The 26,570-nt window shown below is 68.6% G+C and carries 26 protein-coding genes, 1 pseudogene and 1 riboswitch; of the genes and pseudogenes, 6 read left to right on the top strand and 21 right to left on the bottom strand.

Going from position 1 to position 26,570, the window contains the following annotated elements; translation table 11 throughout:
* Nucleotides 1–169: 169 nt before the first annotated feature.
* Nucleotides 170–1,327, top strand: a complete 1,158-nt coding sequence (locus BBX35_RS12965; RefSeq protein WP_083206270.1) for a site-specific DNA-methyltransferase — start codon at nucleotides 170–172, stop codon at nucleotides 1,325–1,327.
* Between the two features lie 104 nt (nucleotides 1,328–1,431).
* Here the strand turns inward: BBX35_RS12965 and BBX35_RS12960 are convergent, their stop codons facing one another.
* The 7 genes from BBX35_RS12960 to BBX35_RS23920 form a co-directional block, all read right to left on the bottom strand.
* Complete coding sequence (locus BBX35_RS12960; protein ID WP_067220694.1) at nucleotides 1,432–2,010, bottom strand: hemerythrin domain-containing protein; 579 nt, start codon at nucleotides 2,008–2,010, stop codon at nucleotides 1,432–1,434.
* Between the two features lie 461 nt (nucleotides 2,011–2,471).
* Complete coding sequence (gene gcvPB, locus BBX35_RS12950; protein ID WP_067220691.1) at nucleotides 2,472–4,064, bottom strand: aminomethyl-transferring glycine dehydrogenase subunit GcvPB; 1,593 nt, start codon at nucleotides 4,062–4,064, stop codon at nucleotides 2,472–2,474.
* Nucleotides 4,061–5,407, bottom strand: coding sequence for an aminomethyl-transferring glycine dehydrogenase subunit GcvPA (gene gcvPA / locus BBX35_RS12945; RefSeq protein WP_067220689.1), 1,347 nt, complete (start codon nucleotides 5,405–5,407; stop codon nucleotides 4,061–4,063). Before gcvPA ends, gcvPB begins: the two co-directional genes overlap by 4 nt.
* 1 nt (nucleotide 5,408) lies before the next feature.
* Nucleotides 5,409–5,906, bottom strand: a complete 498-nt coding sequence (locus BBX35_RS12940) for an OsmC family protein (protein ID WP_067220686.1) — start codon at nucleotides 5,904–5,906, stop codon at nucleotides 5,409–5,411.
* Between the two features lie 3 nt (nucleotides 5,907–5,909).
* Complete coding sequence (gcvH, locus tag BBX35_RS12935; RefSeq protein ID WP_067220684.1) at nucleotides 5,910–6,281, bottom strand: glycine cleavage system protein GcvH; 372 nt, start codon at nucleotides 6,279–6,281, stop codon at nucleotides 5,910–5,912.
* Nucleotides 6,282–6,347: 66 nt separating this feature from the next.
* The gene (gene gcvT / locus BBX35_RS12930) at nucleotides 6,348–7,496 is read right to left on the bottom strand and encodes a glycine cleavage system aminomethyltransferase GcvT (protein ID WP_067220681.1); all 1,149 of its coding nucleotides are present in this window, start codon (nucleotides 7,494–7,496) and stop codon (nucleotides 6,348–6,350) included.
* 194 nt (nucleotides 7,497–7,690) lie between these two features.
* Nucleotides 7,691–7,783, bottom strand: a riboswitch (glycine riboswitch).
* Between the two features lie 118 nt (nucleotides 7,784–7,901).
* Nucleotides 7,902–8,501, bottom strand: a complete 600-nt coding sequence (locus tag BBX35_RS23920; protein WP_067221559.1) for a hypothetical protein — start codon at nucleotides 8,499–8,501, stop codon at nucleotides 7,902–7,904.
* Between the two features lie 216 nt (nucleotides 8,502–8,717).
* Between BBX35_RS23920 and ispH the strand changes: the two genes are divergently transcribed.
* Genes ispH through rnhA form a run of 3 tightly spaced genes read left to right on the top strand, consistent with a single transcriptional unit; the run spans nucleotide 8,718 to nucleotide 11,161 of the window.
* The gene (ispH, locus tag BBX35_RS23915) at nucleotides 8,718–9,701 is read left to right on the top strand and encodes a 4-hydroxy-3-methylbut-2-enyl diphosphate reductase (RefSeq protein WP_088946097.1); all 984 of its coding nucleotides are present in this window, start codon (nucleotides 8,718–8,720) and stop codon (nucleotides 9,699–9,701) included.
* A 39-nt stretch (nucleotides 9,702–9,740) separates the two neighbouring features.
* Nucleotides 9,741–10,706, top strand: coding sequence for a homoserine kinase (gene thrB / locus BBX35_RS12915; protein WP_067220678.1), 966 nt, complete (start codon nucleotides 9,741–9,743; stop codon nucleotides 10,704–10,706).
* The gene (gene rnhA / locus BBX35_RS12910) at nucleotides 10,703–11,161 is read left to right on the top strand and encodes a ribonuclease HI (RefSeq protein ID WP_067220675.1); all 459 of its coding nucleotides are present in this window, start codon (nucleotides 10,703–10,705) and stop codon (nucleotides 11,159–11,161) included. The genes thrB and rnhA overlap by 4 nt, the downstream gene beginning before the upstream one ends.
* A 33-nt stretch (nucleotides 11,162–11,194) precedes the next feature.
* Here the strand turns inward: rnhA and BBX35_RS12905 are convergent, their stop codons facing one another.
* The 7 genes and pseudogenes from BBX35_RS12905 to BBX35_RS12875 all read right to left on the bottom strand — a co-directional run bounded on the left by BBX35_RS12905 (nucleotide 11,195) and on the right by BBX35_RS12875 (nucleotide 19,389).
* The gene (locus BBX35_RS12905; RefSeq protein ID WP_067220672.1) at nucleotides 11,195–11,527 is read right to left on the bottom strand and encodes an ArsR/SmtB family transcription factor; all 333 of its coding nucleotides are present in this window, start codon (nucleotides 11,525–11,527) and stop codon (nucleotides 11,195–11,197) included.
* Nucleotides 11,508–11,960, bottom strand: coding sequence for an SRPBCC family protein (locus BBX35_RS12900; protein WP_067220670.1), 453 nt, complete (start codon nucleotides 11,958–11,960; stop codon nucleotides 11,508–11,510). The genes BBX35_RS12905 and BBX35_RS12900 overlap by 20 nt, the downstream gene beginning before the upstream one ends.
* 107 nt (nucleotides 11,961–12,067) lie before the next feature.
* Nucleotides 12,068–14,995, bottom strand: a complete 2,928-nt coding sequence (locus BBX35_RS12895) for an EAL domain-containing protein (RefSeq protein ID WP_083206319.1) — start codon at nucleotides 14,993–14,995, stop codon at nucleotides 12,068–12,070.
* 10 nt (nucleotides 14,996–15,005) lie between these two features.
* Nucleotides 15,006–15,710, bottom strand: coding sequence for a GNAT family N-acetyltransferase (locus tag BBX35_RS12890; protein ID WP_067220667.1), 705 nt, complete (start codon nucleotides 15,708–15,710; stop codon nucleotides 15,006–15,008).
* A gap of 19 nt (nucleotides 15,711–15,729) precedes the next feature.
* A complete protein-coding gene (locus tag BBX35_RS12885; RefSeq protein ID WP_425274592.1) occupies nucleotides 15,730–17,007 on the bottom strand; it encodes a M16 family metallopeptidase in 1,278 nt (425 codons plus the stop codon).
* Nucleotides 17,008–17,048: 41 nt separating this feature from the next.
* Nucleotides 17,049–18,437: pseudogene (gene thrC / locus BBX35_RS12880) on the bottom strand (threonine synthase); the annotation flags it as partial.
* Nucleotides 18,438–18,789: 352 nt separating this feature from the next.
* Nucleotides 18,790–19,389: a YqgE/AlgH family protein gene (locus BBX35_RS12875; RefSeq protein WP_067220662.1), complete on the bottom strand. Its 600-nt coding sequence runs from the start codon at nucleotides 19,387–19,389 to the stop codon at nucleotides 18,790–18,792.
* Nucleotides 19,390–19,534: 145 nt separating this feature from the next.
* Between BBX35_RS12875 and BBX35_RS12870 the strand changes: the two genes are divergently transcribed.
* Entirely contained in the window at nucleotides 19,535–20,542 is a 1,008-nt protein-coding gene (locus BBX35_RS12870) for a protein-disulfide reductase DsbD domain-containing protein (RefSeq protein ID WP_171901446.1), read from the top strand.
* Between the two features lie 116 nt (nucleotides 20,543–20,658).
* On the top strand, nucleotides 20,659–21,141 hold the full coding sequence (locus BBX35_RS12865; protein WP_067220657.1) for a peroxiredoxin: 483 nt from the start codon (nucleotides 20,659–20,661) through the stop codon (nucleotides 21,139–21,141).
* Between the two features lie 727 nt (nucleotides 21,142–21,868).
* Here the strand turns inward: BBX35_RS12865 and BBX35_RS12860 are convergent.
* The 7 genes from BBX35_RS12860 to BBX35_RS12835 all read right to left on the bottom strand — a co-directional run bounded on the left by BBX35_RS12860 (nucleotide 21,869) and on the right by BBX35_RS12835 (nucleotide 26,416).
* A complete protein-coding gene (locus BBX35_RS12860; RefSeq protein WP_067220655.1) occupies nucleotides 21,869–22,651 on the bottom strand; it encodes an SURF1 family protein in 783 nt (260 codons plus the stop codon).
* Nucleotides 22,641–23,030, bottom strand: a complete 390-nt coding sequence (locus BBX35_RS12855) for a DUF983 domain-containing protein (RefSeq protein WP_067220653.1) — start codon at nucleotides 23,028–23,030, stop codon at nucleotides 22,641–22,643. Before BBX35_RS12855 ends, BBX35_RS12860 begins: the two co-directional genes overlap by 11 nt.
* Nucleotides 23,031–23,170: 140 nt before the next feature.
* Entirely contained in the window at nucleotides 23,171–23,701 is a 531-nt protein-coding gene (locus BBX35_RS12850; RefSeq protein WP_067220651.1) for a L,D-transpeptidase family protein, read from the bottom strand.
* A gap of 17 nt (nucleotides 23,702–23,718) precedes the next feature.
* Nucleotides 23,719–24,579, bottom strand: coding sequence for a cytochrome c oxidase subunit 3 (locus BBX35_RS12845; protein WP_067220648.1), 861 nt, complete (start codon nucleotides 24,577–24,579; stop codon nucleotides 23,719–23,721).
* 51 nt (nucleotides 24,580–24,630) lie between these two features.
* Nucleotides 24,631–25,290: a cytochrome c oxidase assembly protein gene (locus BBX35_RS12840; protein ID WP_083206267.1), complete on the bottom strand. Its 660-nt coding sequence runs from the start codon at nucleotides 25,288–25,290 to the stop codon at nucleotides 24,631–24,633.
* Between the two features lie 26 nt (nucleotides 25,291–25,316).
* Nucleotides 25,317–25,472 carry a hypothetical protein gene (locus BBX35_RS23670; protein WP_171901439.1) on the bottom strand — a complete coding sequence of 52 codons (156 nt, stop codon included), beginning with the start codon at nucleotides 25,470–25,472 and terminating at the stop codon, nucleotides 25,317–25,319.
* The gene (locus tag BBX35_RS12835) at nucleotides 25,469–26,416 is read right to left on the bottom strand and encodes a heme o synthase (RefSeq protein WP_083206266.1); all 948 of its coding nucleotides are present in this window, start codon (nucleotides 26,414–26,416) and stop codon (nucleotides 25,469–25,471) included. The genes BBX35_RS23670 and BBX35_RS12835 overlap by 4 nt, the downstream gene beginning before the upstream one ends.
* Nucleotides 26,417–26,570 lie beyond the last annotated feature (154 nt).

Here is a 26,570-nt window from a genome sequence, read left to right as displayed (position 1 = left end):
CACGCCCCCTCGCGTCCCTCGTTAACGAAGCGAAGCAGTGCGCGCGGGCAGGCCGCGAAAGGTAAACAGATGATTGATTCAAAAGGCGTTTTTTCTCCTGCGCCTTAACTCCCGATTTACCAAGCCCGGTAACCATGATGCTCGTAATTGCGTGAGGTTCTGCGTCGCAATGAGTGTACAGCGTATCGGGGTGCCCGCCGTGGCACCCCACTCCTTCCGAGCCCGTTCGACTAGCGCCAGCACCGCCCCCGGTGCCGACTGGCTGGACACGATCATCAAGGGCGACTGCGTGGCGGCTCTCGAGCGCCTGCCGAGGGCGTCGGTGGATCTCGTCTTCGCCGACCCGCCCTACAATCTCCAGCTCGGCGGCGATCTGCACCGCCCGGACCAGTCGCGGGTCGATGCCTGCGACGACCACTGGGACCAGTTCGACAGCTTTGAGGCCTACGACGCCTTCACCCGCGCCTGGCTGATGGCCGTGCGCCGCGTGCTGAAGCCGGACGGCGGCCTGTGGGTCATCGGCTCCTATCACAACATCTTCCGCGTCGGCACGATCCTGCAGGATCTCGGCTTCTGGATCCTCAACGATGTCGTGTGGCTGAAGTCGAACCCCATGCCGAACTTCCGCGGCAAGCGCTTCACCAACGCCCACGAGACGATGATCTGGGCGTCGAAGTCGAAGGACGCGAAATACACCTTCAACTACGAAGCCCTGAAGACGTTCAACGACGACCTGCAGATGCGGTCCGACTGGAACCTGCCGATCTGCACCGGCAGCGAGCGTCTGAAGGATGGTTCGGGGCAGAAGGTGCATCCGACCCAGAAGCCGGAAAGCCTGCTCTACAGGGTGCTGCTCGCGTCGAGCAATGCGGGCGACGTGGTGCTCGATCCCTTCTTCGGAACCGGCACCACCGGTGCGGTCGCCAAGCGGCTCGGCCGTCATTTCGTCGGTGTCGAGCGCGAGCAGGAATATATCGACGCCGCCAGGGCCCGCATCGATGCGGTGACGCCGGCCGACGGCGCGGCGCTGACCATCAGCCAGGGCAAGCGCGCCGCCCCGCGCATTCCCTTCGGCAACCTGCTGGAGGCCGGTCTGCTGGCCCCGGGCACCGAGCTCACCTGCGCCAAGGGCCGCAAGCGCGCCACCGTGCGGGCCGACGGTTCGCTCGCCAGCGGCGACCATAGCGGCTCGATCCACAAGGTCGGCGCGCTGGTCCAGGGTCTGGAGGCCTGCAACGGCTGGACCTACTGGCACTTTGAGGATGCCGGCAAGCTGAAGCCCATCGACGCGCTGCGCGAGACGCTGCGCGGCGCCAAGGCCGCCTGACGCACGCGTCCGGCGCCAAAAAGTCCTGAGAAGCGCTTCCCCGCGCGAAGGGCCGCCTCCGACCGGACACTCCGGCGGGGGCGGTTCCGCGTGGGGTACCCGGATCAGGAGACGCCGAGGTTGCCCTCGCCGCGCTCGATCATCAAGGGCACGATCAGGTCTTCCTCGTCGTCGAGATGCCGCAGCAGGCCGTTCACCAGCAGGTCGCTGTCGGCGGCATAGGCGTCCGCCGCCCGGCGGATGCGGTCCATGTCGCCGCCTTCCAGCAGGCCCAGCAACCCGTTGGCGCTGGTGATCACCCGGCCGATGCGCTCGTGGATCAGCTCGTGATCGTTTTCCAGGATGTCGAAACCGCGGGCCAGACGCGTCTCGGCCGCCGCGAAGACCGGGAAATAGTGCTGATCCTCGATCATGTGGTGATGGTGCAGCTCGGTCAGAAAGTGCTGCAGGCGCGGCGCGAAATAGCCGCCGAACTGCATCGCCTCGACCTCTCCCTCGCGAAACCGCGTCAGCGCATCGGTCAGCGCCCCGCCGAGCTGGCGGAACCCGTCGTGGCGGGTCAGCCAGAAGCGGGCGAGATCGCCGAGCTCCGCATTCCCGTCCCATCCCTCGCGCGGATGGCGGCGCAAAAGGTACAGCAGCTCCTCGGACAGCCCCTGCCGCAGGTCGAGATCGTCTGTCACACCATCGCTCCTGACGTTTCGTCGGATGTTTCCTGCCCCGCCTCATGCGGCAAGATGGGGCGCAAGGTCAATGCGGCAACGCCGGATAGGGCAGCGATGTCCTCGGATCCGCTCCACTCGCCCCGCCCTCTCCTGGCGTCCTCCCGGACGGCGCGTGAGCGCCGAGCCGGGACCGGAGAGCCGAGGGCGTTTGAGGGGCGCTCCTGCCCGAAGCCACATATCAGGGTGTCGTCCCGGTTCCGGCGCAGCCGGAAACCGGGAACCAGTAACCACGGCACGGGCGGCACCGTCCTTGGAGCCGCCCCAGGCCCGGCTGAGGCCGGTGCGGCACCACGCAGACCAGCGGATACTGGACGCCTGCCTGCGCAGGCGTGACAGCCGAGAGGATGCCTCCCCCCAAACGAAAACGCCCGGCGCAAGGCCGGGCGTTCGGTTCGTTCAGCCGGCACCAATCCCCGGCGTTACTCCGCGGCCTGCGGCTGCACCGCCTGGGCTGCCGGGCGCTCCCACTTGAGCACCGGGTTGCGCGCCGCGCGCGTCTCGTCGAGGCGCCCGCGCGGGGCATGGAACGGCGCGCCCTTGAAGCGGTCCGTCTCGCCCTTCTGCGCGCTCATCACGAGGTCGCGCATGGTGGCGATGAACAGGTCGAGCGAGGAGCGGCTTTCCGATTCCGTCGGCTCGATCAGCATCGCTCCGTGGACCACCAGCGGGAAATACATGGTCATCGGGTGGTAGCCCTCGTCGATCATCGCCTTGGCGAAGTCGAGCGTGGTGACGCCGGTATCCTTGAGGAAACTGTCGTCGAACAGCACCTCGTGCATGCACCAGCGCTGGCCGAACGGCAGGCTCATCAGGTCCTGCAACCCGACGCGCACATAGTTGGCGTTGAGCACCGCGTCCTCGGACGCCTGCTTCAGCCCGTCGGCGCCGTGGCTCTTCATGTAGGCGAGCGCGCGCACATACATGCCCATCTGGCCGTGGAAGGCGGTCATGCGACCGAAGGGCTGCTCGCCGTCCTTGAGCTCGGCATCCGTTTCCACCCACTCGATGCCGCCCTCGCCCTTGCGCAGGAAGGGCAGCGGGGCGAACGGCGCCAGGCGCTCCGACAGCACCACGGGACCTGCACCCGGACCGCCGCCGCCATGCGGGGTGGAGAAGGTCTTGTGCAGGTTGATGTGCATGGCGTCGACGCCGAGATCGCCCGGACGGGCCTTGCCGACGATGGCGTTGAAGTTGGCGCCGTCGCAGTAGAAATAGCCGTCCGCGGCGTGGATCGCCTCGGCGATGGCGATGATGTCGCGCTCGAACGGGCCGCAGGTGTTGGGGTTGGTCAGCATGATGCCGGCGATGTCGCCCGCATGCTCGTCGATGCGCGCCTTGACCGCCGCCGGATCGACCGTGCCGTCCTCGCGCGCCTCGATGGAGACCACCTTGTAGCCGAGGAGCGCTGCCGTCGCCGGGTTGGTGCCATGGGCCGATTCCGGCACCAGGACGATCTTCGGGTCGCGCCCGGCCGCCTGGTGCGCGGCCTTGATCGCCATCATGCCACACAATTCGCCATGAGCGCCGGCCTTCGGGCTCATCGCCACCGCGCTCATGCCGGTCATGGTGACCAGCCAGTGCGCCAGCTCACCGATCAGTTCGACCGCGCCCGTCACCGTCGACAGCGGCTGCAAGGGATGCACGTCGCCGAAGCCCGGCAGGCGCGCCATCTTCTCGTTGAGGCGCGGATTGTGCTTCATCGTGCAGGAGCCGAGCGGGTAGAGCCCCGCGTCGATGGCGTAGTTCTTGGACGACAGGCGCACATAGTGGCGCATGGTCTCCGGCTCGGTCAGCGCCGGCAGGTCCGGCACCGCCTTGCGGGCATGGCTGCCCAGCGCCGGCGCAAAGTCCTCCGCCTCGTCGAGGTCGACGCCGCACACATCCATGCGGCCGATCTCGAAGAGCAACGGCTCCTCCATCGCCAGCGCCTTGTTGCCGGTGAAGGTCGCACGCTCGCTGGTGATCGCCGTCTCGGCAGGGGCGGACGGACGGCCCTGATTGTTCATGCTCATGCCAGCACCTCCTTCAGTGCCGCGACGAAGGCCGCGCGGTCCTCGTCGGAATTGACTTCGCTCGATGCCACGAGCAGCAGGTCGGCAAGGTCGGCCTTGCCAGGCTCCAGCCGCGACACCGGCACGCCGCCGAGCACGCCCTTTTCGGCCAGCGCCTCGACGACCTCCGCCGCCGGCTTCGGCAGCTTGACGGTGAACTCGTTGAAGAAGGCGTCGTTGAGCACCTTGACGCCGGCAACGCCTTCCAGCGCGCCCTTCAGCTTCACCGCGTTGGCGTGGTTGATGCGGGCAAGCTTCGCCAGTCCATTGCCGCCGAGCAGCGTCATGTGGATGGTGAAGGCCAGACAGCAGAGGCCCGAATTGGTGCAGATGTTCGACGTCGCCTTGTCGCGGCGGATGTGCTGCTCGCGGGTCGAGAGCGTCAGCACGAAGCCGCGCTTGCCGTTGGCATCGACCGTCTCGCCGCACAGGCGCCCCGGCATCTGGCGGATGAACTTCTGGCGCGTCGCGAAGAGGCCGACGTAAGGCCCGCCGAAGTTGAGGCCGTTGCCGATGGACTGACCCTCGCCGACGACGATGTCGGCGCCCTGCTCGCCCGGCGCCTCGATCAGGCCGAGCGACACCACCTCGGTGAAGACGGCGATCAGCAGCGCGCCATGGGCATGCGCCTTCTCGGCGATCGGCTTCAGGTCGATCAGCTGGCCGTAGAAGGACGGCGACTGCACCACCACGCAGGAGGTTTCGTCGTCGATGGCGGCCAGAATGTCCTCGGTGCCTGCGGGATCGGCCGGCAGCGCCTCGACCCGGTCGTCGGCGAGCGCGCTCAGGCCCTCGACCACCTGCCGATACTGCGGGTGCAAGCCGCCGGACAGCACCGCCTTGTTGCGGCGGGTCACCCGGTGCGCCATCAGCACGGCTTCGGCCGTGCCGGTCGAGCCGTCATACATGGAGGCGTTGGCGACCTCCATGCCGGTGAGCGCGGCCACCTGGGTCTGGAACTCGAAGAGATACTGCAGCGTGCCCTGCGTCACCTCCGGCTGGTACGGCGTGTAGGAGGTGAGGAATTCGGAGCGCTGGATCAGGTGGTCGACGCTGGCCGGCACATGGTGCTTGTAGGCGCCGGCACCGACGAAGAACGGCACCGAGGAGGCGGCGACGTTCTTGCCGGCCATGCGCGACAGGTCGCGCTCGACGGCGAACTCGCTCTGGCGGCGCGGCAGGTCCAGCAGCCCGTCGATGCGGGCGCTCTTGGGGATGTCGACGAAGATCTCGTCGATGTCCGAGACGCCGACGCGCGCCAGCATGTCGGCGCGATCGGTATCGGACAGCGGCAGATAGCGCATGTCACGCTCCTTGGGAGTTGTCGGCAAGCGTGGCGGGGGAGGCCTCGACCACGATCTCGCTTTTCACGGAATTGGCGATGAAGCAGGCCTCGTGGGCCTGATGATGCAGGGCGTCGATCCGGCCCGGCTCGGGCAGCGTGTCGCCGGCCAGCACGATCTGCGGGCGCAGCGTAACGCGGGTCACGGCCATCTTGCCGGGCGCGACCCGCTCCATGGTGCCCTCGGCCGCGTCGCGGTAGCTCTCGACCACCAGCCCGTCGCGGCGGGCAAGATCGAGGAACCACAGCATGTGGCAGCTGGAGATCGCGGCCACGAAGGCCTCTTCCGGGTCGATTGCCGCCTCGACGGAGTTGGGCAGCGGCACGACGCTCGGCGAAGCCGAGGCCGGCACGGTGATGCCTCCGTCGAAGGACCAGTCATGGCCGCGGCTGTAGGCGTTGGCGGCAAAGTCGCCCTGCCGCCGCCAGCTCACATCGGCCCGGTAGAGGTGCCGTGCCATGGATCAGAGCCCCTCGACATGCGCCTTGTAGGCGGCCTCGTCCATCAGGCTGTCGAGCTGCGAGGTGTCGGAGAGGCGGATCTTGACGAACCACGCCGCGCCTTCCGGATCCTCGTTCACCTTGCCCGGCTCGTCGGCCAGCACGCCGTTGGCCTCGACGATCTCGCCGTCGAGCGGGGCATAGACCTCGGAGGCTGCCTTGACGCTTTCGACGACCGCCGCCTCGTCGCCCTTGGAGACCTTGCGGCCGACCTCGGGCAGTTCGACGAACACGACATCGCCGAGCTGCTGCTGGGCATAGTCGGTGATGCCGACCGTGGCGACGTCGCCCTCGACGGTGATCCACTCGTGGTCTTCGGTGTAGCGGGTGCTCATTTCACATGTCCTCCGGAAGGCCTTCAGGCCGCTTCAGGTTGTCTGGAACGATAGGCAAAGGGGCCGTCAGGCGGACGGCTTGCGATGGTAGCGCTGGGGAACGAACGGCATCTCGGCGACGCTGGCCTCGAGTTCGCGGCCGCGCACGACCAGCTTCACCGGCGTGCCGACGGCGGCATGGGCCGGGTCGACATAGCCCATGGCAATCGGGGCACCCAGCGTCGGCGCGAAGCCGCCCGAGGTGAGAACGCCGATGACGCTGCCGTCGGCGGCACGGATCTCCGCGCCCTCGCGGGCCGGGGCACGGCCGGCGAGCGTCAGGCCAACGCGCACGCGCGAGGGGCCGTCCGCCAGTTCGGACAGGATGCGGGCCGCGCCCGGGAAATTGGCCTCTTCCTTGCGGCGCTTCTGCAGCACGAAGGTGATCGCGCCCTCGACCGGCGAGGTGGTCTCGTCGAGGTCGTGGCCGTAGAGGCAAAGCCCGGCTTCGAGCCGCAGCGAATCGCGCGCGCCGAGTCCGATCGGGGCGACGCGCTCGTCGGCGAGCAGGGCCCGGGCCAGCGGCTCGGCAGCGCCGGCCGGCACGGAGATCTCGTAGCCGTCCTCGCCGGTATAGCCGGAGCGCGAGACGTAGACGGCGATGCCGTCGAACTCCATCTGCGCGACACCCATGAACGCCATGTCCGCGGCGGCGGGCGCATGGGCGGCCATCACCTCGGCTGCCATCGGGCCCTGCAGCGCGATCAGCGCGCGGTCCTCGATGACCTCCAGCGTCACGTTATCGGGAAGGTTCGCCGCGATCAGCGCGTAGTCGACCGCCTTGCGCGAGGCGTTGACGACCAGGAACAGCCGGCCTTCGTTCTCCGCGCCTTGCGGCCGCGCGACCATCAGGTCGTCGACGATGCCGCCTTCGGCGTTCAGAAGCACGGTGTAGCGCTGGCGGCCGGGCTTCAGCACGGCGACGTCGGAGGGAACCATCGCCTCGAGCGCGCGGGCCGTCGTCTCGTGGTCAGGGCCGACCAGCCAGGCCTGGCCCATGTGCGACACGTCGAAGAGACCGGCCTTCTCGCGGGTATGGCTGTGCTCGGCGATGATGCCGGCGGGATACTGGACCGGCATCTCGTAGCCGGCGAACGGCACGAGACGCGCACCGAGCTCGCGGTGCAGATCCGTCAGGGGCGTCGAAAGCAGAGGTCCGTCGGCGTGATCGGCCATGTGGTCGTCCTGGCGCTAGAGGGTCTGGTGACGCGAACACGGTTTCGTATCCACGCACCCCCTCTGTCCTGACGACCTGAGAGATTTCCCGCCCGGCCTCCGGTCCGTGACCGGCGCCCGTATGTGAGGCGGTTACTCCTTCGGTGAGCCCGACCCCGACCCGAAGGGCGGTCCGGACTTCTTTCCAGAGCGTTGCTCGACCTGCGGTCCTTTTGCCTGAGAGTTTCCGGGGCGGTTGCTCCTTCGGCGCCGGCACCCGTGATGCCGATCTCTCCCGCAAGTCCTTGAAGCAGGATCGCGAAGACATGCGTCCTCAGGTCCCTGCCGGCGGCGCACAACGTCCACGCCACCTGTCATTCATGTCGCATTGTCGACAGCGCCTGTCGCACTGTCAACATGCCCTTCCTATTGCCGACGTTTTCCCGTCTCGTCCAGCGCAATCTGCACCTTGGACGAACCGCCCTGGGGAAGAGCGACGTCCTCCACCAGCGCCCACTGCTCGGCCGGCGCACCCGCGCCCAGCGTTACCGGCACGGCGAGCTGGCGCACCTGAGGCTTGGCGTTGGCGGCATCCGTGTCGGTGACCGACACGCGGAGCGGCAGCATGATCTCGCCGCCCGGCCACGCCGGACCCGGCGTCACGCGCCCGGAGACGCCGACGGTCATTACCACGCCGCCATCGGCGCCGCGCTTGCACTTGCGCGCCCACTTCTCGATGTTCGCCTGGTAGCGCAGGCCCTGCGGGTCGTCCTGCTTGCCCCGGTCGTAGGTCATCAGCAGGTAGCGGTCCGGCTCCACCCCGAGCGGCGGGCAAGGCACCTCCTGCCGGAAGGTCTCGGGATTGATGTCCTCCACCACCGACTTGCCGGCGGCGTTGCCGGAGATCACGGTCTTGGCCACGTCGTTGCTGACCCCTCCGATATCCGTACCGCAGGCCGCAACGGCAAGGCCGAGTGCGAGCGAGGCGAGCGGGCCCGTACGACGGATCCAGTCGGCGTGCTGCATGCCAATCTTCCCAATTCTGCTCAAGGACGCATACTCGTTCAGGGCAACGTCTATATCAGGCGGACCGGCGCTTGGCGAGCGGCTGCGGGCGCGCGGCGCTTTCCCGCCTCACGACTTGGCCTCCCTGCCCTTGACACGCCCTGCCCCCGTACCTCTATTGCCAGCAAAGCCCGTGCGTCGCGGCTCCCCGCCGACGCCGACTGCAAGGAGGCCCTCTTGGCTTCAGACCCTTCCGCCGGAAACCGCCCGCCGCTCAAGGTGCTGCTTTGCGCCCCGCGGGGCTTTTGCGCCGGCGTCGACCGTGCCGTCCAGATCGTCGAGCTGGCGCTCGAGCGCTTCGGCGCGCCGGTCTACGTGCGTCACGAGATCGTGCACAACAAGTTCGTCGTCGAGAGCCTGAAGACCAAGGGCGCCGTCTTCGTCGAAGAGCTGGACGAGATCCCGGACGGCCATCACGACCGCCCGGTGGTGTTCTCCGCGCACGGCGTGCCGAAGTCGGTGCCCGAGGACGCGCGCTCGCGCAACATGTTCTATCTCGACGCCACCTGCCCGCTGGTCTCCAAGGTCCACAAGGAAGCGGAGATCCACTTCCGCCGCGGCCGCGAGATCGTGCTGATCGGCCATGCCGGCCACCCGGAAGTCATCGGCACGATGGGCCAGTTGCCCGAGGGCGCCGTGCGCCTCGTCGAGACGGTGGAGGACGCGCGGGCGTTCGAGCCGGCCGGAGACCGGCCGCTCGCCTGGATCACCCAGACCACGCTGTCGGTGGACGACACCGCCCAGATCGTCGAGGTGCTGACCGCCCGCTTCCCCGACATCGTCGCCCCGCACAAGGACGACATCTGCTACGCCACCACCAACCGGCAGGAAGCGGTCAAGGCGGTTGCCCCGGACGTCGAGGCGCTGATCGTCGTCGGCGCGCCGAATTCGTCGAACTCGCAGCGCCTGCGCGAGGTCGCCGAGCGTGCCGGCTGCCCGGTCGCGCTGCTGGTGCAGCGCGCCGCCGACATTCCCTGGGACGCGCTTCCGCCGCTGACGAGCCTCGGCATCACCGCCGGCGCTTCCGCGCCCGAGGTCCTGGTGGAGGAGATCATCGCCGCCTTTGGCGAGCGTTACGAGGTCACCGTCGACAGCGTGCGCACGGCCGAGGAGACGATCTCCTTCAACCTGCCCCGCGCCCTGCGCGAGGCGGCCGAGTAGTCCTGACCCTTCTCACGCCCGGAAAACGAACCCGACCCCATGGCTGTCTACACTGACGTCTCGGACGAGGACCTTGCGGCCTTCGTCGCCCTTTACGATATCGGCGACACGCTGGCCCTGAAGGGCATCGCCGAAGGCGTCGAGAACTCGAACTTCCTGCTGCACACGACGAGCGGCTATTTCATCCTGACGCTCTACGAGAAGCGGGTGAACCCGGCCGACCTGCCGTTCTTCCTGGAGCTGATGCGCCATCTGGCGGCGCGCGGCATTTCCTGCCCGCAGCCGATCGCCGCGCGCTCCGGCGCGATGCTGGGCGAGCTGGCCGGGCGGCCCGCCGCCATCATCTCGTTCCTCGACGGCATGTGGGTGCGCCGGCCCAAGCGCGAGCATTGCGCCGAGCTCGGCGAGGCGCTCGCCCGCTTCCATCTCGCCGGTGCGGACTTTGCCGGCCAGCGCCCCAACACCCTGTCGGTGGACAGCTGGCGGCCGCTGCTCGGCGCCTCGCTCGACCAGGCCGACACCGTCGTCCCGGGCCTCGCGGCCGAGCTGACCGCCGAGCTCGACCATCTGGAGAGCCGCTGGCCGACCGGTCTTCCCTCCGGCGTCATTCATGCGGATCTCTTCCCCGACAACGTCTTCTTCATCGGCGAGCGCCTGTCCGGGCTGATCGACTTCTATTTCGCCTGCAACGATGCCTTCGCCTATGACGTGGCGATCTGCCTCAATGCCTGGTGCTTCGAGCCGGATCTCTCGTTCAACGTCACCAAGGCGCGGGCGCTGCTCAACGGTTATCGCCAGGTGCGCGACTTCACGGACGCGGAGTTCGCCGCCCTGCCGCTGCTGGCGCGCGGCTCGGCGCTGCGCTTCCTGCTGACGCGCCTGCACGACTGGCTGCGCGTGCCGCCGGGCGCGCTGGTCACCCCGAAGGACCCGCGCGAATACCTGCGCAAGCTGCGCTTCCACCAGGGCGTTTCCACCGCCTCCGACTACGGGCTTGCCCCATGAGCGAGACGGTCGAGCAGGCGCACGTCGTCATCCACACGGATGGGGCGTGCTCGGGCAATCCGGGGCCCGGCGGCTGGGGCGCGCTCCTGCGCTCCGGCGCGCATGAGCGCGAGCTGTGCGGCGGTGAGGCGCAGACCACCAACAACCGCATGGAGCTGACGGCGGCCATCGAGGCCCTGAACGCGCTCAAGCGCCCGTGCAAGGTCGAGCTGCACACCGACAGCACCTATGTGCGCGACGGCATCACCAAGTGGATGTTCAACTGGAAGCGCAACGCCTGGCGCACCGCCGACAAGAAGCCGGTGAAGAATGCCGAGCTGTGGCAGGCGCTGGATGCGGCTCGCGGCCGCCACGACGTCACCTGGCACTGGGTCAAGGGCCATGCCGGGCACGACGACAACGAGCGCGCCGACGAGCTCGCCCGCAAGGGCATGGCACCGTTCAAGAAAAGGTAGCCGCAGAGCTGCTTTGGGGACCGGCCTTCCGGGTCAGTCCTCCACGAGCGCACGCAGCCGCGCCGCCGCCTCGTCCCATTGCCGCGAGGCCCGCTCCAGATAGCGGCTTGCCTCGGCCAGTCCGGCCGGCTGGATGGCGAAGCGGCTCTCCCGCCCGACCCGGGTGCTGGAGACGACGCCCGCCTCCTCCAGAACGGCCAGATGCTTGCTGATCCCCTGCCGGGTTAGGCCGGTGCCGCGCGTCAGCTCGACGACCGACTGCGCAGGCCCGTCCGCCAGCCGGGACAGCAAAGCCAGACGTGTCGGGTCGCCGAGCGCGGCGAACACCGAAGCGACGGAGGACGTGTCAGCTCGAGGGTGCGACATGCCTGGCAATGTTCTCCGCCTGGATGTTCCAGCCCTGCGTGTTGCCGCGCAGGACCTCCAGCCGCCGCGCATCCGGCAGCGCCTCGAAGCCGCTTTCGGTGATCGTCAGCAAGGTTCCCCCCTCCACCGGCTCCAGCCGGAACTCGACCAGCGTCGTGGGCTGATCGCCGACCGCGACGCCGGACGCCTCGTCGAAATCGTGCCACCTGAAGGAGAGCAGCCGCTCCGGCTCCATCTTCTCCACGGTGGCGAGCCAGGGATAATGTTCGTAGCCGGGATAGGTCATCCGGCCGGTCGAGATGCTGCCGGGAACGAACGGCCCGTCGAGCCTGACCCGAAACCACGCGCCGAATTCCTCGTGGTCCGACAATGCCCGCCAGACCCGCGAAACCGGCGCCTTCAACTCCACCTTCTTGACGATCCTGTCGCTCATCGCGCAACCCTCCGGTTGCCTTTTACCTTACAGCGACGCGACAGAAAGGCAACCATTCAGTTGCCTGTCAGGGAAGAAGCGAAGAGACCCCGGATTCTCCGCGTGTTTTACGACCGCAACGCGTCCATTTCCGCCTGCAGGAGCTTCGTCGCCTGGGCGGCTTCCATCGGCTGGCCGAACAGGAAGCCCTGGGCGTATTCGCAGCCGAGCTGGTGCAGCTCGAGCGAATCGGACTCCGTCTCCGCCCCTTCCGCCACCACCTGCATGCCGAGGTCGTGGCCGAGCGCGATGATCGAGCGCAGGATCACGGGCCGGGCGCTGCGGCCGTTCGGGCGCACGAAGGACTGGTCGACCTTGATCGTGTCGAAGCGGAAGCGCTGCAGGTAGCTGAGGCTCGAATAGCCGGTGCCGAAATCGTCCAGCGACAGGCCGGCGCCGAGCGCGCGCAACCGCTCCAGCATCCGCGCCGAATATTCCGGATTGGCCATCACCACCGATTCCGTCAGCTCCAGCTTGAGCGTTCCCGGCGCGATGGAGGAGCGTGACAGCACCGACTTCACGTCGTTGATCAGGTCGTGGCGCAGCAGCTGCAGCGAGGAGATGTTGACGCTGGCGAACAGCGGCACCGGCAGGCGGAAGCTCTGCTGCCAGTCGGCGAGCTGGCGCGCGCCCTTGTCGAGCACGAACAGGCCCAGCTCGTTGATGATGCCCGACTGCTCGGCGATGGGGATGAACTCGGCCGGCGAGATCGCCCCGCGGGTTGGATGGTTCCAGCGGGCCAGCACCTCGAAGCCGGCGATGGAGCGGTCCACCAAGCGCACGATGGGCTGATAGAACACGGTGATGCCGTCAGTCTTCAGCGCCTTGCGCAGGTCGCCTTCCAGCTCGGCGCGGCTGCGCGTGCCGGTCTGCAGCGTCGGGCGGAACACCTCCACCCGGTCGCCGCCGAGCCGCTTGGCATGGTTCATCGCCATGTCCGCCTCGCGCATCAGCTCGGCCGCCGAGGACCCTTCGGTCTCATAGATGGCGATGCCGACGGAGGAGGTCAGGAACACTTCCCGCTCGCCGAAGGTGATGGGCGAGCGCACCGCGCGGCGCACCGCGTCGGCGAAGGCGGCGATCCGGTCGGCCGACTGTTCGGAGAGAAGCAGCAGCGCATAGGTGTCGCCGGACAGGCGCGAGAGCGAATCCTGCGGCTTCAGCTGGCGCGAGACGCGCCGCGCGATGGTCAGCAGGATGCTGTCGCCGGCCGACAGGCCGATGGAATCGTTGACCTGCTTGAACCGGTCGAGATCGATGATCAGCACGGAAGGACGGCCGAGCTTTTCCGCGCGCGAGCGGGCAATTGCCGCCTGCAGCCTGTCCATGAACAGCTCGCGGTTGGGCAGCCCGGTCAGGTTGTCGTGCACCGCATCGTGCAGCAGCCGTTCCTCGGTCACCTTCTGGTCGGTGATGTCGAGCAGCGTGCCGACGCAGCGGATCACCTCGCCGTCGGAGCCGACGATGGGCCGCGCGCGCAGGCGGAACCAGCGGAAATGGCCGTCGTCGGCGCGCAGGCGGAAGGCCTGCGAGATCCGGCCGCGGCGCTGATCGATCACCGCGTCCAGCGTGGTGCGGAACGTGTCGCGGTCCTGCGGGTGCAGCACGTCGAGCCAGTCGCGCGCCGGTCCCTCCAGCAGGCCCTGCTTGAGGCCGAGCAGGTCCTCCACCTCGTTGCCGGTGGAGATGCGGTCGCGGTCGACGTCCCAGTCCCAGATGATGTCGCCGGAGCCGGTCAGCGCCAGCGCCCGCCGCTCAACGTCCGAGATCAGCCCCTGCGCGATGGCACCGCCCGCAAAGGCGTGCTGCATCACCGTGAAGCCGATCAGCAGCACGATCAGCACCAGGCCGCCGGCCAGTGCCGGCTGGACGATGTCGTTGGCCAGCGATCCGGTCACCGTCATCGCCGCGCCCACCAGCCAGGACAGCAGCAGCACCCAGGTCGGCACCAGCATGATCGCCCGGTCGTAGCCCTGCAGCGCCAGCGCCGCGATCACCGCAAAGCCCAGCACGCCGATGATGCCGAGCGACACGCGGGCGATGCCGGCGGCGACGGACGGGTCCCAGACCGCGATGCCGAGCAGGCCGAGCACCAGGATCAGAGTGCCGAGCGCCAGGTGGCTGTAGCGGATGTGCCAGCGGTTGAGGTTGAGATAGGCGTAGAGGAAGATGATCAGGCTCGCCGCCAGCGCCACCTCGGCGCAGGCGCGGTAGAGCTGTTCCTCGCCCGGCGTGATCTGCAGGACCTTGTTCCAGAACCCGAAGTCGATGGTCAGGTAGGACAGCACCGACCAGGCCAGCACCGCCGTCGCCGGGAACATGATCGTGCCCTTGACCACGAAAAGGATGGTCAGGAACAGCGCCAGAAGGCCGGAAATGCCGAGAATGATGCCGCGATAGAGCGTGTAGGCGTTGACCGTGTCCTTGTAGACGTTCGGCTCCCACAGGCGCAGCTGCGGCAGGCCGGGCGTGCGCATCTCCACCACATAGGTGACCACCGCGCCGGGATCGAGCGTGATCAGGAAGACGTCCGCCTCCTGGCTCGACTGGCGTTCGGGGGCGATACCCTGGCTCGGCGTGATCGACGCGATGCGCGAGGCGCCGAGGTCCGGCCAGATCAGCCGCGAGCCGACGAGCTGGAAGAACGGGGCAACGATCAGCCGGTCGATCTGCTCGTCACCGGGATTGGACAGGGCGAAGACGGCCCAGCTGGTGTTGGCGTCGTCGCGCGAGTTCACCTCGATGCGGCGGACGATGCCGTCGGCGCCGGGCGCGGTCGAGACCTGCAGGCTGGCGCCTTCGTTGGGATAGAGGTCGACGGCACTGGTCAGGTCCAGCGCATCGGTGGAGGAGCGGACCTCCACCGCCTCGACGGCCGCTGCCGGGGCATAGGCGATGAGCCATGCTGCCAGCGCAAGCACAAGGAACCTGAAAAAGGGCACGCGGTTCGTCCGTTTCACGTCGCGCAGCGCGCGGTGCCGGAGACTTATCGGCATCAAACCCATCTCACAAGATTTCTTTCTCTCCGGCGCCGGCGGGGGCGCCGGGGTCCGCCGGCACCTGCGCCTGCCAGACGGCGACGCTCGCGGCGGAGATGGTGGCAAGGCCCTGCGGCGCGGCGGTGTCGCTGGCCAGACGGGCAAACAGCAGGTGATCCTGCCACTCCCCGGCGATGCGCAGGTAGCGGCGGGCGTAGCCCTCGCGGCAAAAGCCGGCTTTTTCAAGGAGCCGCTGCGAGGCGACATTGTGCGGCAGACAGGCCGCCTCGACCCGGTGCAGCGACAGTTCGGAAAAGGCGAAGCCGAGCAGCGCCTGCACCGCCCGGCTCATGTGGCCGCGCCCGGCATGCGGCGCGCCCATCCAGTAGCCGAGCGAGGCGGCCTGCGCGACGCCGCGGCGGATGTTGGACAGCGTCACCCCGCCCACCAGCACCCCGTCGGCGAGGCGGAACAGGAAGAAGGGATAGGCCCGGTCCTCGCGCATCTCGCGTGCGTAGCGGCGCAGGCGCCGGCGATAGGAAGCGCGGGACAGCTCGTCCGCCGCCCATAGCGGCTCCCAGGGCTGCAGGAAGGCGTGGCTCGCCTCGCGCAGGGCCGCCCATTGGGCATGGTCCTGCGGCTGCGGCTGACGCAGCATCAGGGCGTTCTCCCCCTCCCCTGCGATCAGGGTCCGGACCGGCTCGGAGCCGGAGAACGCCCGGAACAAGGACATTGCCGCCTCCGTGCGGGTCTCAGGCGCCGACGGCGCGCGCCGGCATGGCACCGCCCAGCCGCTCTGCCACCGCATCGGCGTCGAGCGCCAGCGGCAGGCTGCCCGCCTTCGGGCCGACGACGGAGAGCGTCGGTGCCCCGGCGAAGACCTTGGCGGCCGCCGCGCGCACGCTGTCCAGCGTCACCGCATCGATGCGGCTCTGGATCTCCTCCGGCGACAGCACCTCGCCGTGGATCATCAGCTGGCGGGCGATCTGGCCGGCGCGGGCGGCCGGGCTTTCCAGCGACATCATCAGCCCGGCGCGGATCTGCGCCTTGGACCGGTCGAGGTCGGCCTGGACGATCTCCTGCGAGGCGCGGCCGAGCTCGTCCACCAGCACGGGGAAGAGCTTGCCGATATCCTCCTCGCCGGTCGCCGCATGGACGCCGAAGAGGCCGGTGTCCTGGAACGCCCAGTGGAAGGAATAGATCGCGTAGCACAGGCCGCGGGTCTCTCGGATTTCCTGGAACAGGCGCGAGGACATGCCCCCGCCCATCACCGAAGCCAGCACCTGCACCGAATAGTAGTCGGGCGCGCGGTAGGGCACGCCCTCGAAGCCCAGCACCAGCTGGACCTCCATCAGCTCGCGCTCCAGCAGCGTGCTGCCGCCGTTGTAGCGGGCGGCGACCGGCTCGATGCTCGGCTTGCCCGACAGGTTGCCGAGATGCTCTTCGGCGAGCTTCACCACCGCGTCGTGATCGACCGCGCCGGCGGCCGCCAGCACCATGTTCTCGGCCCGGTAATGCTCGGAAAGATAGGCGCGCAGGTCCTCCGGCGTGAAGGACATCACCGTCTCGCGGGTGCCCAGGATCGGCCGGCCGATGGCCTGGTCGCTCCAGGCGGTCTCCTGGAACTGGTCGAACACCTTGTCGTCGGGCGTGTCGTGCGCGGCGCCGATCTCCTGCAGGATCACGTGCTTCTCGCGCGCCAGCTCCTCGGCATCGAAGCTGGAATTCTGCAGGATGTCGGCGATTAGTTCGACCGCCAGCGGCACGTCCTCGGCCAGCACGCGGGCATAATAGTTGGTGTGCTCGACGCTGGTGGAGGCGTTCAGCTCGCCGCCGACCGCCTCGATCTCCTCGGCGATCTCGCGCGCCGTGCGGGTCGCCGTGCCCTTGAAGGCCATGTGTTCCAGCAGGTGGGTGATGCCGTTCTGGTCCGGCGTCTCGGAGCGGGAGCCCGCCCCCACCCACACGCCGAGCGCGGCGGTGCGCAGGTGCGGCATGGTGTCGGTCACGACCCTGAGGCCGTTGGCCAGCCTCGTCACCCGCACCTGCATCAGGACACCTCCATCGTGGCGGCGCGGGCTGTATCGAGGATGTGGCGTTCGATCTCGCCGCGTTCGGCCGCCATCTTGGTGAAACGCTCCGGAGCGCTCATCATCGGCTCCAGCTCCGGCGGCAGCGCCGGGCGCACGCCGCAGGCCGCCTCCACCGCATCGGGGAACTTCGCCGGATGCGCCGTCGCCAGCACCACCATCGGTGCATCGCTCGCCGGCCGCTGCTCGGCGACATGCAGGCCGATGGCCGTGTGCGGGTCGAGCAGGTAGCCGGTCTCGCGCAGCGTGCGCTCGATGGTCGCCGCCGTCTCCGCCTCGCCGCAGCGCCCGGCATCGAAGCCCTCGCGAATCGCGGCAAGCGGGGCCTCCGCCAGCTCGAAGCGGCCGGACTGCGACAGCCGGGCCATCAGCGAGCGGATTTCGGCACCATCGCGCCCGTGCACCTCGAACAGCAGCCGCTCGAAGTTGGACGAGATCTGGATGTCCATCGACGGCGAGATCGTCGGCACCACGCCGCGAGTCTCGTAGGCGCCGTTTTCCAGCGTGCGTGCGAGGATGTCGTTGGCGTTGGTGGCGATCACCAGCCGCTCGATCGGCAGGCCCATCTTGGCCGCGACATAGCCGGCGAGGATATCGCCGAAATTGCCGGTCGGCACGGTGAAGGAGATCGGGCGATGCGGCGCGCCGAGGGCGGCACCGGCCACGAAGTAGTAGACCACCTGCGCGACGATGCGCGCCCAGTTGATCGAGTTGACGCCGGCCAGCTGCACCCGGTCGCGGAAGGCCGCGTGGGTGAACATGCCCTTGAGGATCGTCTGGCAGTCGTCGAACGTGCCGGCAAGCGCCAGCGAGTGCACATTGGCCTCGGTCGGCGTCGTCATCTGCCGGCGCTGTACGTCGGAGACGCGCCCGTCCGGGAACAGCACGAAGATGTCGGTGCGCTCGCGGCCGCGGAAGGCCTCGATGGCCGCGCCGCCCGTGTCGCCGGAGGTGGCGCCGACGATGGTGGCGCGCTGGCCGCGGGCGCTCAGCACATGGTCCATAAGCCGGCCGAGCAGCTGCATCGCCACGTCCTTGAAGGCGAGCGTCGGACCGTGGAACAGCTCCAGCACGAAGCGGTTCGGCGCGACCTGCACCAAGGGCGTCACCGCCGGATGGCGAAAGCCCGCATAGGCCTCTCCGATCATCGCCGCGAGATCCTCGCGGGAGATGTCGTCGCCGACGAAGGGCTCGATCACCGCCTGCGCGACCTCCGCGTAGGGACGTCCGGCAAAGCCGGCGATGGTCTCGCGCGACAGTTTCGGCCAGGTCTGGGGAACGTAGAGACCGCCATCCGCGGCAAGTCCGGTCAGAAGAACGTCGGAAAACCCGAGAACCGGCGCCTCGCCCCTGGTACTGACATATTTCACGGCGGCGATATCCTCCAGAAAGTCTCTCTTGCGAACCGGCAGCGGATGCAGCCGCCGCATCGGATCGCCCGGGCGGGTCAGCTCCCCGTCCTTCGATCCGGCGCCGGTCGCATCCCGTCTGCGGTCCGGTATGCCCTCGCTAGCCGGCGGCCTGCCTGCCCCGGCAGCCCGGCCTCGTCCGGCCAGGCGCCGCTCGGCGCGGCCGGCCGGTGCTCGGGCCCGTTTCTCAGCCGCACCCTATCCCTCGGCTCCGGTCCGGGCAAGCCGGATGGTTTGCCAGCAGGATTGCGTGTGCCGGGTAACAAGGCGCCATGCCCGAAAACCCGCGAACGGCGCCGGAACAGTGCGGTGGTCAGGCGTGGCCGGCTTCGCTGGACAGCATCGCCGGCGCGATGCCGATCTTGGCGAGCGCGCGGTCCCACTTGCTGTCGAGCGCGGCGTCGAAGACGATGCCTTCGTCCGCCGGCCCGGTGATCCAGCCGTTTTCCTGGATCTCGGCTTCCAGCTGCCCGGCGCCCCAGCCGGCATATCCCAGCGCCAGCATCGCCTGTGCCGGCCCGCGCCCTTCGGCGATGGCGCGCAGGATGTCGAGCGTTGCCGTCAGGCAGATGCCGTCCTGCACCGGCATGGTCGAATTGGCGATGACGAAGTCCTGCGAGTGCAGCACGAAGCCGCGCCCCGTCTCCACCGGGCCGCCGCGATGCACCTGCATGCGGTCGGCCGGCGCCGGCAGGCGGATGTTCTGATCGTCGGGGATGATGTCGAGCTGGCGCAGCAGCTCGGGAAAGCTGAGGCTCGGCGCCCGCTGGTTGACGATGATGCCCATCGCCCCTTCCGCCGAGTGGGCGCACAGATAGATCACGGAATGCGCGAACCGCTCGTCCGCCATCTGCGGCATCGCGATCAGCAGCTGTCCCGCAAGGGACGTCCGACCGAGGTCTTCGCTTTTCATGGCCTCTCGTTCCCGTCCTGCACCCCGGACCCTTTGAATGCCCGTTTCGTCCGCCTCCTGCCGCGAAGCGACGCGCCGGCAGGGCCTCATCTTACGCCGCGCCTTGCGGCATGTTAACCGCCGCAGCACCCGCGATCACGCAGATGTGGCGCTTCGCCTGTGGACCGGCAAGGCGATTTGCGCCAACACTTCCAGTCCCTTGACCGTCAAGATGGAGCAGTTCGCCGGGATTGCCATGCAGGACAGGACCTTTTTCGCCAGCCGCCGCCCGCGCGCCCTTGCGCGCCTCGCCCTGACCGGCCTCGTGCTCGCCGCCGCGCTCGGCGCGCCCCTTGGCGGCAGCGCCCATGCGGGCGAAAGCCCGTGGGTCAGCGTCGGCGCCGCCAGCGTGCGGCTCGTCTCCGCCGGCCCCGACGCCGCCAATGCCGGCGGGGCGTCGGCTGCCTGGGATGCGGCGCTGGAGATCCGCCTCGAGGACGGCTGGCACACCTATTGGCGCTTTCCGGGCGAGGCCGGCATTCCGACCCTCGCCGACTTCGGCGCGTCCTCCGGCCTTGCCTCGGCGCGCCTGCGCTTTCCCGTGCCCGAGCGCTATTCCGACCCCTATGCCACCTCCATCGTCTATCACGACCGCATCGTGCTGCCGATCGACCTGGAGCCGGCACCGGGCGAGGCCGCGCCCGTGCTTCGGGCGCATGTGAGCTTCGGCGTCTGCCGGGAGATCTGCATGCCGGGCGAGGCGCAGCTGGAGCTGCCGCTCGGCGACGGCGGACCGGACTTTGCCGCCCGCCAGGCGATTTCCGCGGCAAGGGCCGCGCTGCCGCGCCCGCAGGGCGAGGCGCCGCCGCGCATTGCCGCCATCGAGCGGAAGGACCTTGCCCCGGCGCATGGCAAGGCGCCCGAGGAGACCCTCGTCATCACCGCCGAGCTCGCTTCGCCGACCGACCCCGTCGACCTTTTCGCCGAAGGGATGGAAGGCTCCTACAATGGCGTGCCGGTGCTGCTGGAGCGGGACGGCACCACCGCCCGCTTCGCCCTGCCGGCGCGCGGCCTTGCCAGCAGTGCCGACGGCTCCCGGCCGCTGGCCCTGACGCTGGTGGAGGGCGCGACGGCCGTCGAGCATCGCAGCGAAGTGCCGCCGGCCGCGAACTAGTCCGTCACTGCCGCTCGACGGGCGCGCCGGAACACCCTATGTCAGGAGGCGGACGCCATGCGGCCGCCTGCCGCATCGCGACGCCCTCGTTCACCCTCTTGAGGAGACTTCCGAACATGACGATCAAGGTTGGCGACACCCTGCCCGAGACCAAGTTCAAGATCATGACTGCCGACGGCCCGGCCGAGCGCAGCAGCTCCGATCTCTTCGCTGGCCGCACCGTGGTGCTCTTTGCGGTTCCCGGCGCCTTCACGCCGACCTGCCACAACAACCACCTGCCGGGCTTCGTCGAGCACGCGGACACGATCCTGTCCAAGGGCGTCGACGAGATCGCGGTGGTGTCGGTCAACGACGTGTTCGTGATGAACGCCTGGGCCAAGGCCACCGGCGCCGACAAGATCACCTTCCTCGCCGACGGCAGCGCCGACTTCGCCAAGGCCATCGGCCTCGAGCTCGACGCCTCGGGCGCCGGCCTCGGCATCCGCTCCAAGCGCTATGCGATGATCGTCAAGGACGGCAAGGTCACGGCCCTCAACATCGAGGAAATGCCGGGCAAGGCCGAGGTTTCGGGCGCTGCCGGCATCCTCGCCGCGCTCTGATCCTGACGCCTTCGGCCGGGGCCTTCGCGCACCGGCCGGGGCTGGCGCTTTCAGGTGACATCAAGCCGGGCCGCCTCGCGGCCCGGCTTTTTAATGGCGCAGGCCATAACTCCGCCCTGACCCGCCACCTTGCGCGGCACCACCCCCAGGATGTCATCCCGGTTTCGGCACAGCCGAAGACCGGGATCCAGTAACCCCGTGCGGTTCGAGTGAGGCCTCGGCGGTGCCGCTAGCGGCCTTCGCGATGGCCGGCAGACGCCTGTGCGCCACCATCCGCCCCGGCGGATACTGGACGCCTGCCTGCGCAGGCGTGACAGCCGTGGAGATGGCCATGCGCTCGCGTCTCGCCCCTGCCGGGGTTGCCATTGGATCCCGGATCATCGGCCTTGCGGCCTCGTCCGGGATGACAACCGAGAGGGCGAGATGGCGATCAGCACCGGGTTGACGGCCTGAGAATGACACACCCGCCCACATCCCCTCTGCCGTCACCCCGGACGAGCATGGCGAGATCCGGGGCCCATTGGTTGCCAGAGCGGCGGCGAGGGTACGCGGACCGAGCCCACGCTCCTTTCTCCCCCCTTGAGGGGGAGATGTCGGCGCAGCCGACAGAGGGGGGTAAGCAACAGCAGCGACGGCACTCCCACCCCTCCCAGCGTCATCCCGTCCGCCTTGCCCGGCATGACGAAAGGAGGCGCTGGAGCGTCGGCGGCAGGGGCCGAAGACGCCCCTACTCTCCGGACGGGCGGCGGGTCTCGCTGCGGGCGAAGGCGATGAACACGCCGATCAGCACCAGGCCGAGCCCGTACCAGGTGACCGCGTATTGCAGGTGGTTGTTGCGGAAGGAGATGATCGTCTCGCCCGCCTGCGGCAAGCCGCCGGCCGGCGTCGCCTCGGTGCGCAGATCGACGCTGAAGGGCGCGAGCGGCGCGTCGCCGATCCCGAGCGAGGCCGCCATCTTCGGTGCCTCGCGCACGAACCAGACCTGCGTCTTGGGATCGGCATCCAGCGTGAACATGTTGCCGCGTTCGTCGCGCCGCCACAGGCCGGCGATTTCCACCTCGCCTGCCGGCGGCTCGCTGCCCGGCCGGCTCTCGGGCAGGCGGCGGGCCTCCGGCACGAAGCCGCGATTGACCATCACCACCGGTCCGGCCTCGGTGCGGAACGGCGCATAGACGAGATAGCCCGGACCGCCGAAGGTCCCGTGCGGCTCGCTGAGCGCGATGTAATAATAGACCTCGCCCTCGAGGAACTTGCCTTTAAGGCGCACCGGCCGGTAGTCCCAGGCGTCCTCGTCGATCCCTTCCCACGCCTCCGGGGCGGGCGGATCGACGGGCGCAAGGTCGATCCGCTCCTCGACCCGCTCGATCAGCGCGAGCTTCCATTGCAGGCGCAGGACCTGCCAGGTGCCGAGCGTCATCAGCGCGCAGAACACGACGAAGGCGACGAGGCCCGGCAGCAGCAGGCGGCGCTTGGCGGCAGGTGCCGGCGCGGTGGATGCGTTACTCGTCAACCCGCCCCTCCTTGGCGCTGTGCCTGTATTGCTGGGCGATCATCAGACCCTTCAGCGGCCGCAGCATGCCGAGGCCGAGAATCAGCGTGAGCGGCAGCCACAGCATCATGTGCACCCAGATCGGCGGGCGGATCGACATCTCGACGGCCAGCGCCAGGCCGACGACGACGAAGCCGACGATCATGATGATGAACACCGCCGGGCCGTCGCCGCTGTCGGCGAAGTCGAAATCGAGGCCGCAATTGGAGCAGGACGGGCGCGTCGCCAGATAGCCCTTGAACAGGCGGCCCTGGCCGCAGCGCGGGCAGCGCCCGGCAAGGCCCACACGCAGCGGATCCTGCGGCGGATAGAGCGCGCGGTCGGCGGTCGGTTCACTCATCTGCGTTGCGCTCCCGGCGCCAGGGCAATTCCGCGAAAGGCGGGAACCGGTTTCCCGTCCGGAAATGCGTACGACAATAGAGCATGTCCGTCACTCGGCGGAAAAGCGACATGCTTCAGGCTACCGGACCGCGGGCGCGGTCAGGGGCGGATCTCGATCGGCGTGCCGTTGGGGACCAGCCGCCAGATCTCATCCATTTCCGCATTGGTGACGGCAATGCAGCCGTCGGTCCAGTCGACATATTGATGCAGGGAGCCGAGCCAGCCCAGCCCGTTGCGCATGCCATGGATCATGATCATCCCGCCCGGGTCCTCGCCGCGTTCGTTGGCGCGGCGCGTGTCGTCCTGGTCCGGATAGGAAATGTGCAGCGACAGGTGATAGGCGCTTTGCGGGTTGCGCCAGTCGATCGTGTAGCGCCCTTCCGGGGTGCGGCCGTCGCCCTCGCGCTGCTTGTGGCCGAGCGGGTCGCCGCCGAGCGCGATCGTGTAGCTCTTCAGCACCGCGCCGTCTGCGCCCAGAAGCTGCAGCCGGCGCTCGCCCTTCTCGACGAGAACCGTCTCGACGCCGCCCTCGGACGCGGCAGATGCAGGCACCTGCGCAAAAGCAAAGTCCGCGGCGACAGGTGCCGCCGCGGACAGGATCAGGATCGTCTTCAGCAGACGGAAACGCATGGGGCTTGCGCCTTGCGTCAGTGGGCCGGGCCGGCCGCCCAGACGTAGATCGTCACGAACAGGAACAGCCACACCACGTCGACGAAGTGCCAGTACCAGGCTGCTGCCTCGAAGCCGAAATGCTTCTTCGGGGTGAACTGGCCCATCGAGGCGCGGATCAGGCAAACGGCCAGGAACACGGTGCCGACGAAGACGTGGAAGCCGTGGAAGCCGGTCGCCATGAAGAAGGTCGCGCCGTAGATCGAGCCGGAGAAGCCGAAGGCCGCATGGCTGTACTCGTAGATCTGGCAGATCGTGAAGAGCACGCCGAGCAGCACCGTCAGCGTCAGGCCCCACTTCAGGCCTTCGCGGTCGTTGTGCTGGATCGCGTGGTGCGCCCAGGTGACCGTGGTGCCGGAGGTCAGCAGGATCAGCGTGTTGAGCAGCGGCAGGTGCCAGGGATCGAAAGTCTCGATGCCCACCGGAGGCCACACGCCGCCGGTCGCCTCGACGCGGGCGTACTGGGTGGCTTCGCTGGTGAACAGCGAGGCGTCGAAGAAGGCCCAGAACCAGGCCACGAAGAACATCACCTCGGAGGCGATGAACAGCAGCATGCCGTAGCGCAGGTGCAGCTGCACCACCGGGGTGTGATCGCCGGCGATGGACTCGCGGATGGTATCGCGCCACCAGCCGAACATCACGTAGAGCACGAGCAGCGTGCCGACCGCGAAGATGCCCCAGCCTGCGAGGTTGAAGCCGAACAGCAGGAACTCGTTGCCCTGGGTGTAGCGGAACAGGCCGACCGCGCCGAGCGCCATGATGAAGGCGCCGACGCCGCCGAGGAACGGCCACGGGCTCGGATCTACGATGTGGTAGTCGTGGTTCTTGGCATGCGCCATGGGTACACTCCCCCGATTAAAGTCATGCCGCCGGCAGGCGGGCCTGCGCACTCACATGCGGTTGCTTGGATCCGGCGTCACGGCAGGAGCCGCGGCCACCGGCGTTTCAGGTCCCTTTGCAGGGAAGAACGTGTAGGAGAGGGTGATCTCCTTGATATGCTTCATGTTCGGGTCCTCGTCCATCGCAGGGTCGATGAAGAAGACCACCGGCATCTCGACGGATTCGCCGGCCGCGAGCGGCTGCTCGGTGAAGCAGAAGCACTCGAGCTTGTTGAAGTAGGCGCCGGCCTCGAAGGGCGTCACGTTGAACACCGACGTGCCGATATTGCCGTCGCCGCCGTTGTTGTGCGCGGTGTAGGCGGTCTGGCGGCTCTCGCCCATGCGCAGGGTGATCGCCCGCTCCTTCGGACCGAAGGTCCACGGCAGGTTCGAGTTGACGTTGCCGTCGAAGCGGACCGTGATCGTGCGGTCGATGATCGTGCCGGTCGGCGCGTCGGCGCGCTGGGTGGTGCCGCCATAGCCGGTGACCTGGCAGAACAGCTCGTAGAGCGGAACGGCCGCATAGGCCGCGCCGACCATCATCATCACGCCGCCGAGCACGGTGACGGCGATGCGCCGGTTCTTGCGGGCCAGAACCGCCTGGCGGTCCGGTGCGGTTGCATCGCGCGGCGTCGCGGATGCCTGGTCGGGGGTGTCGGTCTGTCGCGTCATGCGATGCCTTCCTCTCGCAGGGTCCGTTACAGGGGCCGGTTGAGCACGCCCGGTCCCATCTTGACCAGCGTGATCACGTAGAAGAGCAGCACCAGCCCGGCAATGGCGAGGCCGATGGCGACCGAGCGCTTGCGCTGGCGCTTCTTCTGCTCTTCCGTCTGGCGGATACCGTCGTCGCTCACAGCCAGCCTCCCGCGATCAGGCGCGCGACGACGCTGTCGGCGAGCAGCAGGGCGAAGACGAGGAACAGGTAGACGAGCGAGAAGGCGAACAGCCGCACCGCCGCCTTGCGCGCCGCATCGCCCTCGCGCCGCGCATAGACGCGCCAGGCGTACCAGACGAAGGCGACGCCGAGCACCGCCGCGGCAACGCCGTAGACCAGCGAGGCGAAGCCCAGCAGCGTCGGGGCGACGCCGATCGGGGCCAGCAGCACCGAATAGACGAGGATCTGCGTGCGCGTCGCGTCCTCGCCGGCAACGACGGGCAGCATCGGCACGCGGGCCGCCTCGTAGTCGCCGCGCTTGAACAGCGACAGCGCCCAGAAGTGCGGCGGCGTCCACATGAAGATGATCAGGAACAGGACGATGCTTTCCACCGTCACGGTGCCGGTCACCGCAGCCCAGCCGATCATCGGGGGGAAGGCGCCGGCGGCGCCGCCGATGACGATGTTCTGCGGCGTCGAGCGCTTCAGCCACATCGTGTAGACGACGGCGTAGAAGAAGATGGTGAAGGCCAGCAAGCCGGCGGCCAGCCAGTTCACCGCAAGGCCGAGCACCAGCACCGAGAACGCCGAGAGCGTCAGGCCGAAGGCGAGCGCCTCGTCGGGGGTGACCTTGCCGGCCGGGATCGGGCGGCGCGCGGTGCGCGACATGACCGCGTCGATGTCGGCGTCGTACCACATGTTCAGCGCGCCCGAGGCGCCGGCACCGACCGCGATGCACAGGATCGCCACCGCGCCGAGCACCGGATGGATGCCGCCCGGGGCGATCAGCAGGCCGACCAGCGCCGTGAAGATGACGAGCGACATCACCCGCGGCTTGAGCAGCGCCAGGTAGTCGCCGACGTCGCCCTGCCCGCCATGGGCGACGGCGTCCAGCCTGCGGTCCTGGTAGTCTGCGAGCGACATGTCTGTTCCGGTCTCTCTCGTGCGTCCCAGCCCTCGGGGGCCAGGTCTTTCTCGTGCATTCCGCCCTCGGGGAGCGGCTCGGTCTTGCCCGTGCCGATCACGGTAGGCGGGCGGGAACCTCAATGGCGCGGCGCCCCGAAGGGCGCCTGCCGGG

The sequence above is a fragment of the Stappia indica genome, assembly GCF_001696535.1.
GTDB lineage: Bacteria > Pseudomonadota > Alphaproteobacteria > Rhizobiales > Stappiaceae > Stappia > Stappia indica.
The sequence above is the reverse complement of the archived record's forward strand: the minus strand, read 5'-3'. Positions and strand labels throughout refer to the sequence as shown.

Bases quoted from the DNA above. Each gene is read 5' to 3' on its own strand.
- BBX35_RS12965 (WP_083206270.1), top strand. From the start codon at position 170: ATGAGTGTACAGCGTATCGGGGTGCCCGCCGTGGCACCCCACTCCTTC.
- gcvT (WP_067220681.1), bottom strand. From the start codon at position 7,496: ATGGCCGATCACGCCGACGGACCTCTGCTTTCGACGCCCCTGACGGAT.
- BBX35_RS12940 (WP_067220686.1), bottom strand. From the start codon at position 5,906: ATGGCACGGCACCTCTACCGGGCCGATGTGAGCTGGCGGCGGCAGGGC.
- gcvPA (WP_067220689.1), bottom strand. From the start codon at position 5,407: ATGCGCTATCTGCCGCTGTCCGATACCGATCGCGCCGACATGCTGGCG.
- BBX35_RS12845 (WP_067220648.1), bottom strand. From the start codon at position 24,579: ATGGCGCATGCCAAGAACCACGACTACCACATCGTAGATCCGAGCCCG.
- BBX35_RS12890 (WP_067220667.1), bottom strand. From the start codon at position 15,710: ATGTCCTTGTTCCGGGCGTTCTCCGGCTCCGAGCCGGTCCGGACCCTG.
- BBX35_RS12855 (WP_067220653.1), bottom strand. From the start codon at position 23,030: ATGAGTGAACCGACCGCCGACCGCGCGCTCTATCCGCCGCAGGATCCG.
- BBX35_RS12835 (WP_083206266.1), bottom strand. From the start codon at position 26,416: ATGTCGCTCGCAGACTACCAGGACCGCAGGCTGGACGCCGTCGCCCAT.
- thrB (WP_067220678.1), top strand. From the start codon at position 9,741: ATGGCTGTCTACACTGACGTCTCGGACGAGGACCTTGCGGCCTTCGTC.
- BBX35_RS23920 (WP_067221559.1), bottom strand. From the start codon at position 8,501: ATGCAGCACGCCGACTGGATCCGTCGTACGGGCCCGCTCGCCTCGCTC.
- gcvPB (WP_067220691.1), bottom strand. From the start codon at position 4,064: ATGAGCATGAACAATCAGGGCCGTCCGTCCGCCCCTGCCGAGACGGCG.
- BBX35_RS12850 (WP_067220651.1), bottom strand. From the start codon at position 23,701: ATGCGTTTCCGTCTGCTGAAGACGATCCTGATCCTGTCCGCGGCGGCA.
- gcvH (WP_067220684.1), bottom strand. From the start codon at position 6,281: ATGAGCACCCGCTACACCGAAGACCACGAGTGGATCACCGTCGAGGGC.
- BBX35_RS12865 (WP_067220657.1), top strand. From the start codon at position 20,659: ATGACGATCAAGGTTGGCGACACCCTGCCCGAGACCAAGTTCAAGATC.
- BBX35_RS12875 (WP_067220662.1), bottom strand. From the start codon at position 19,389: ATGAAAAGCGAAGACCTCGGTCGGACGTCCCTTGCGGGACAGCTGCTG.
- rnhA (WP_067220675.1), top strand. From the start codon at position 10,703: ATGAGCGAGACGGTCGAGCAGGCGCACGTCGTCATCCACACGGATGGG.
- BBX35_RS12840 (WP_083206267.1), bottom strand. From the start codon at position 25,290: ATGACGCGACAGACCGACACCCCCGACCAGGCATCCGCGACGCCGCGC.
- BBX35_RS12900 (WP_067220670.1), bottom strand. From the start codon at position 11,960: ATGAGCGACAGGATCGTCAAGAAGGTGGAGTTGAAGGCGCCGGTTTCG.
- BBX35_RS12905 (WP_067220672.1), bottom strand. From the start codon at position 11,527: ATGTCGCACCCTCGAGCTGACACGTCCTCCGTCGCTTCGGTGTTCGCC.
- BBX35_RS12895 (WP_083206319.1), bottom strand. From the start codon at position 14,995: ATGCCGATAAGTCTCCGGCACCGCGCGCTGCGCGACGTGAAACGGACG.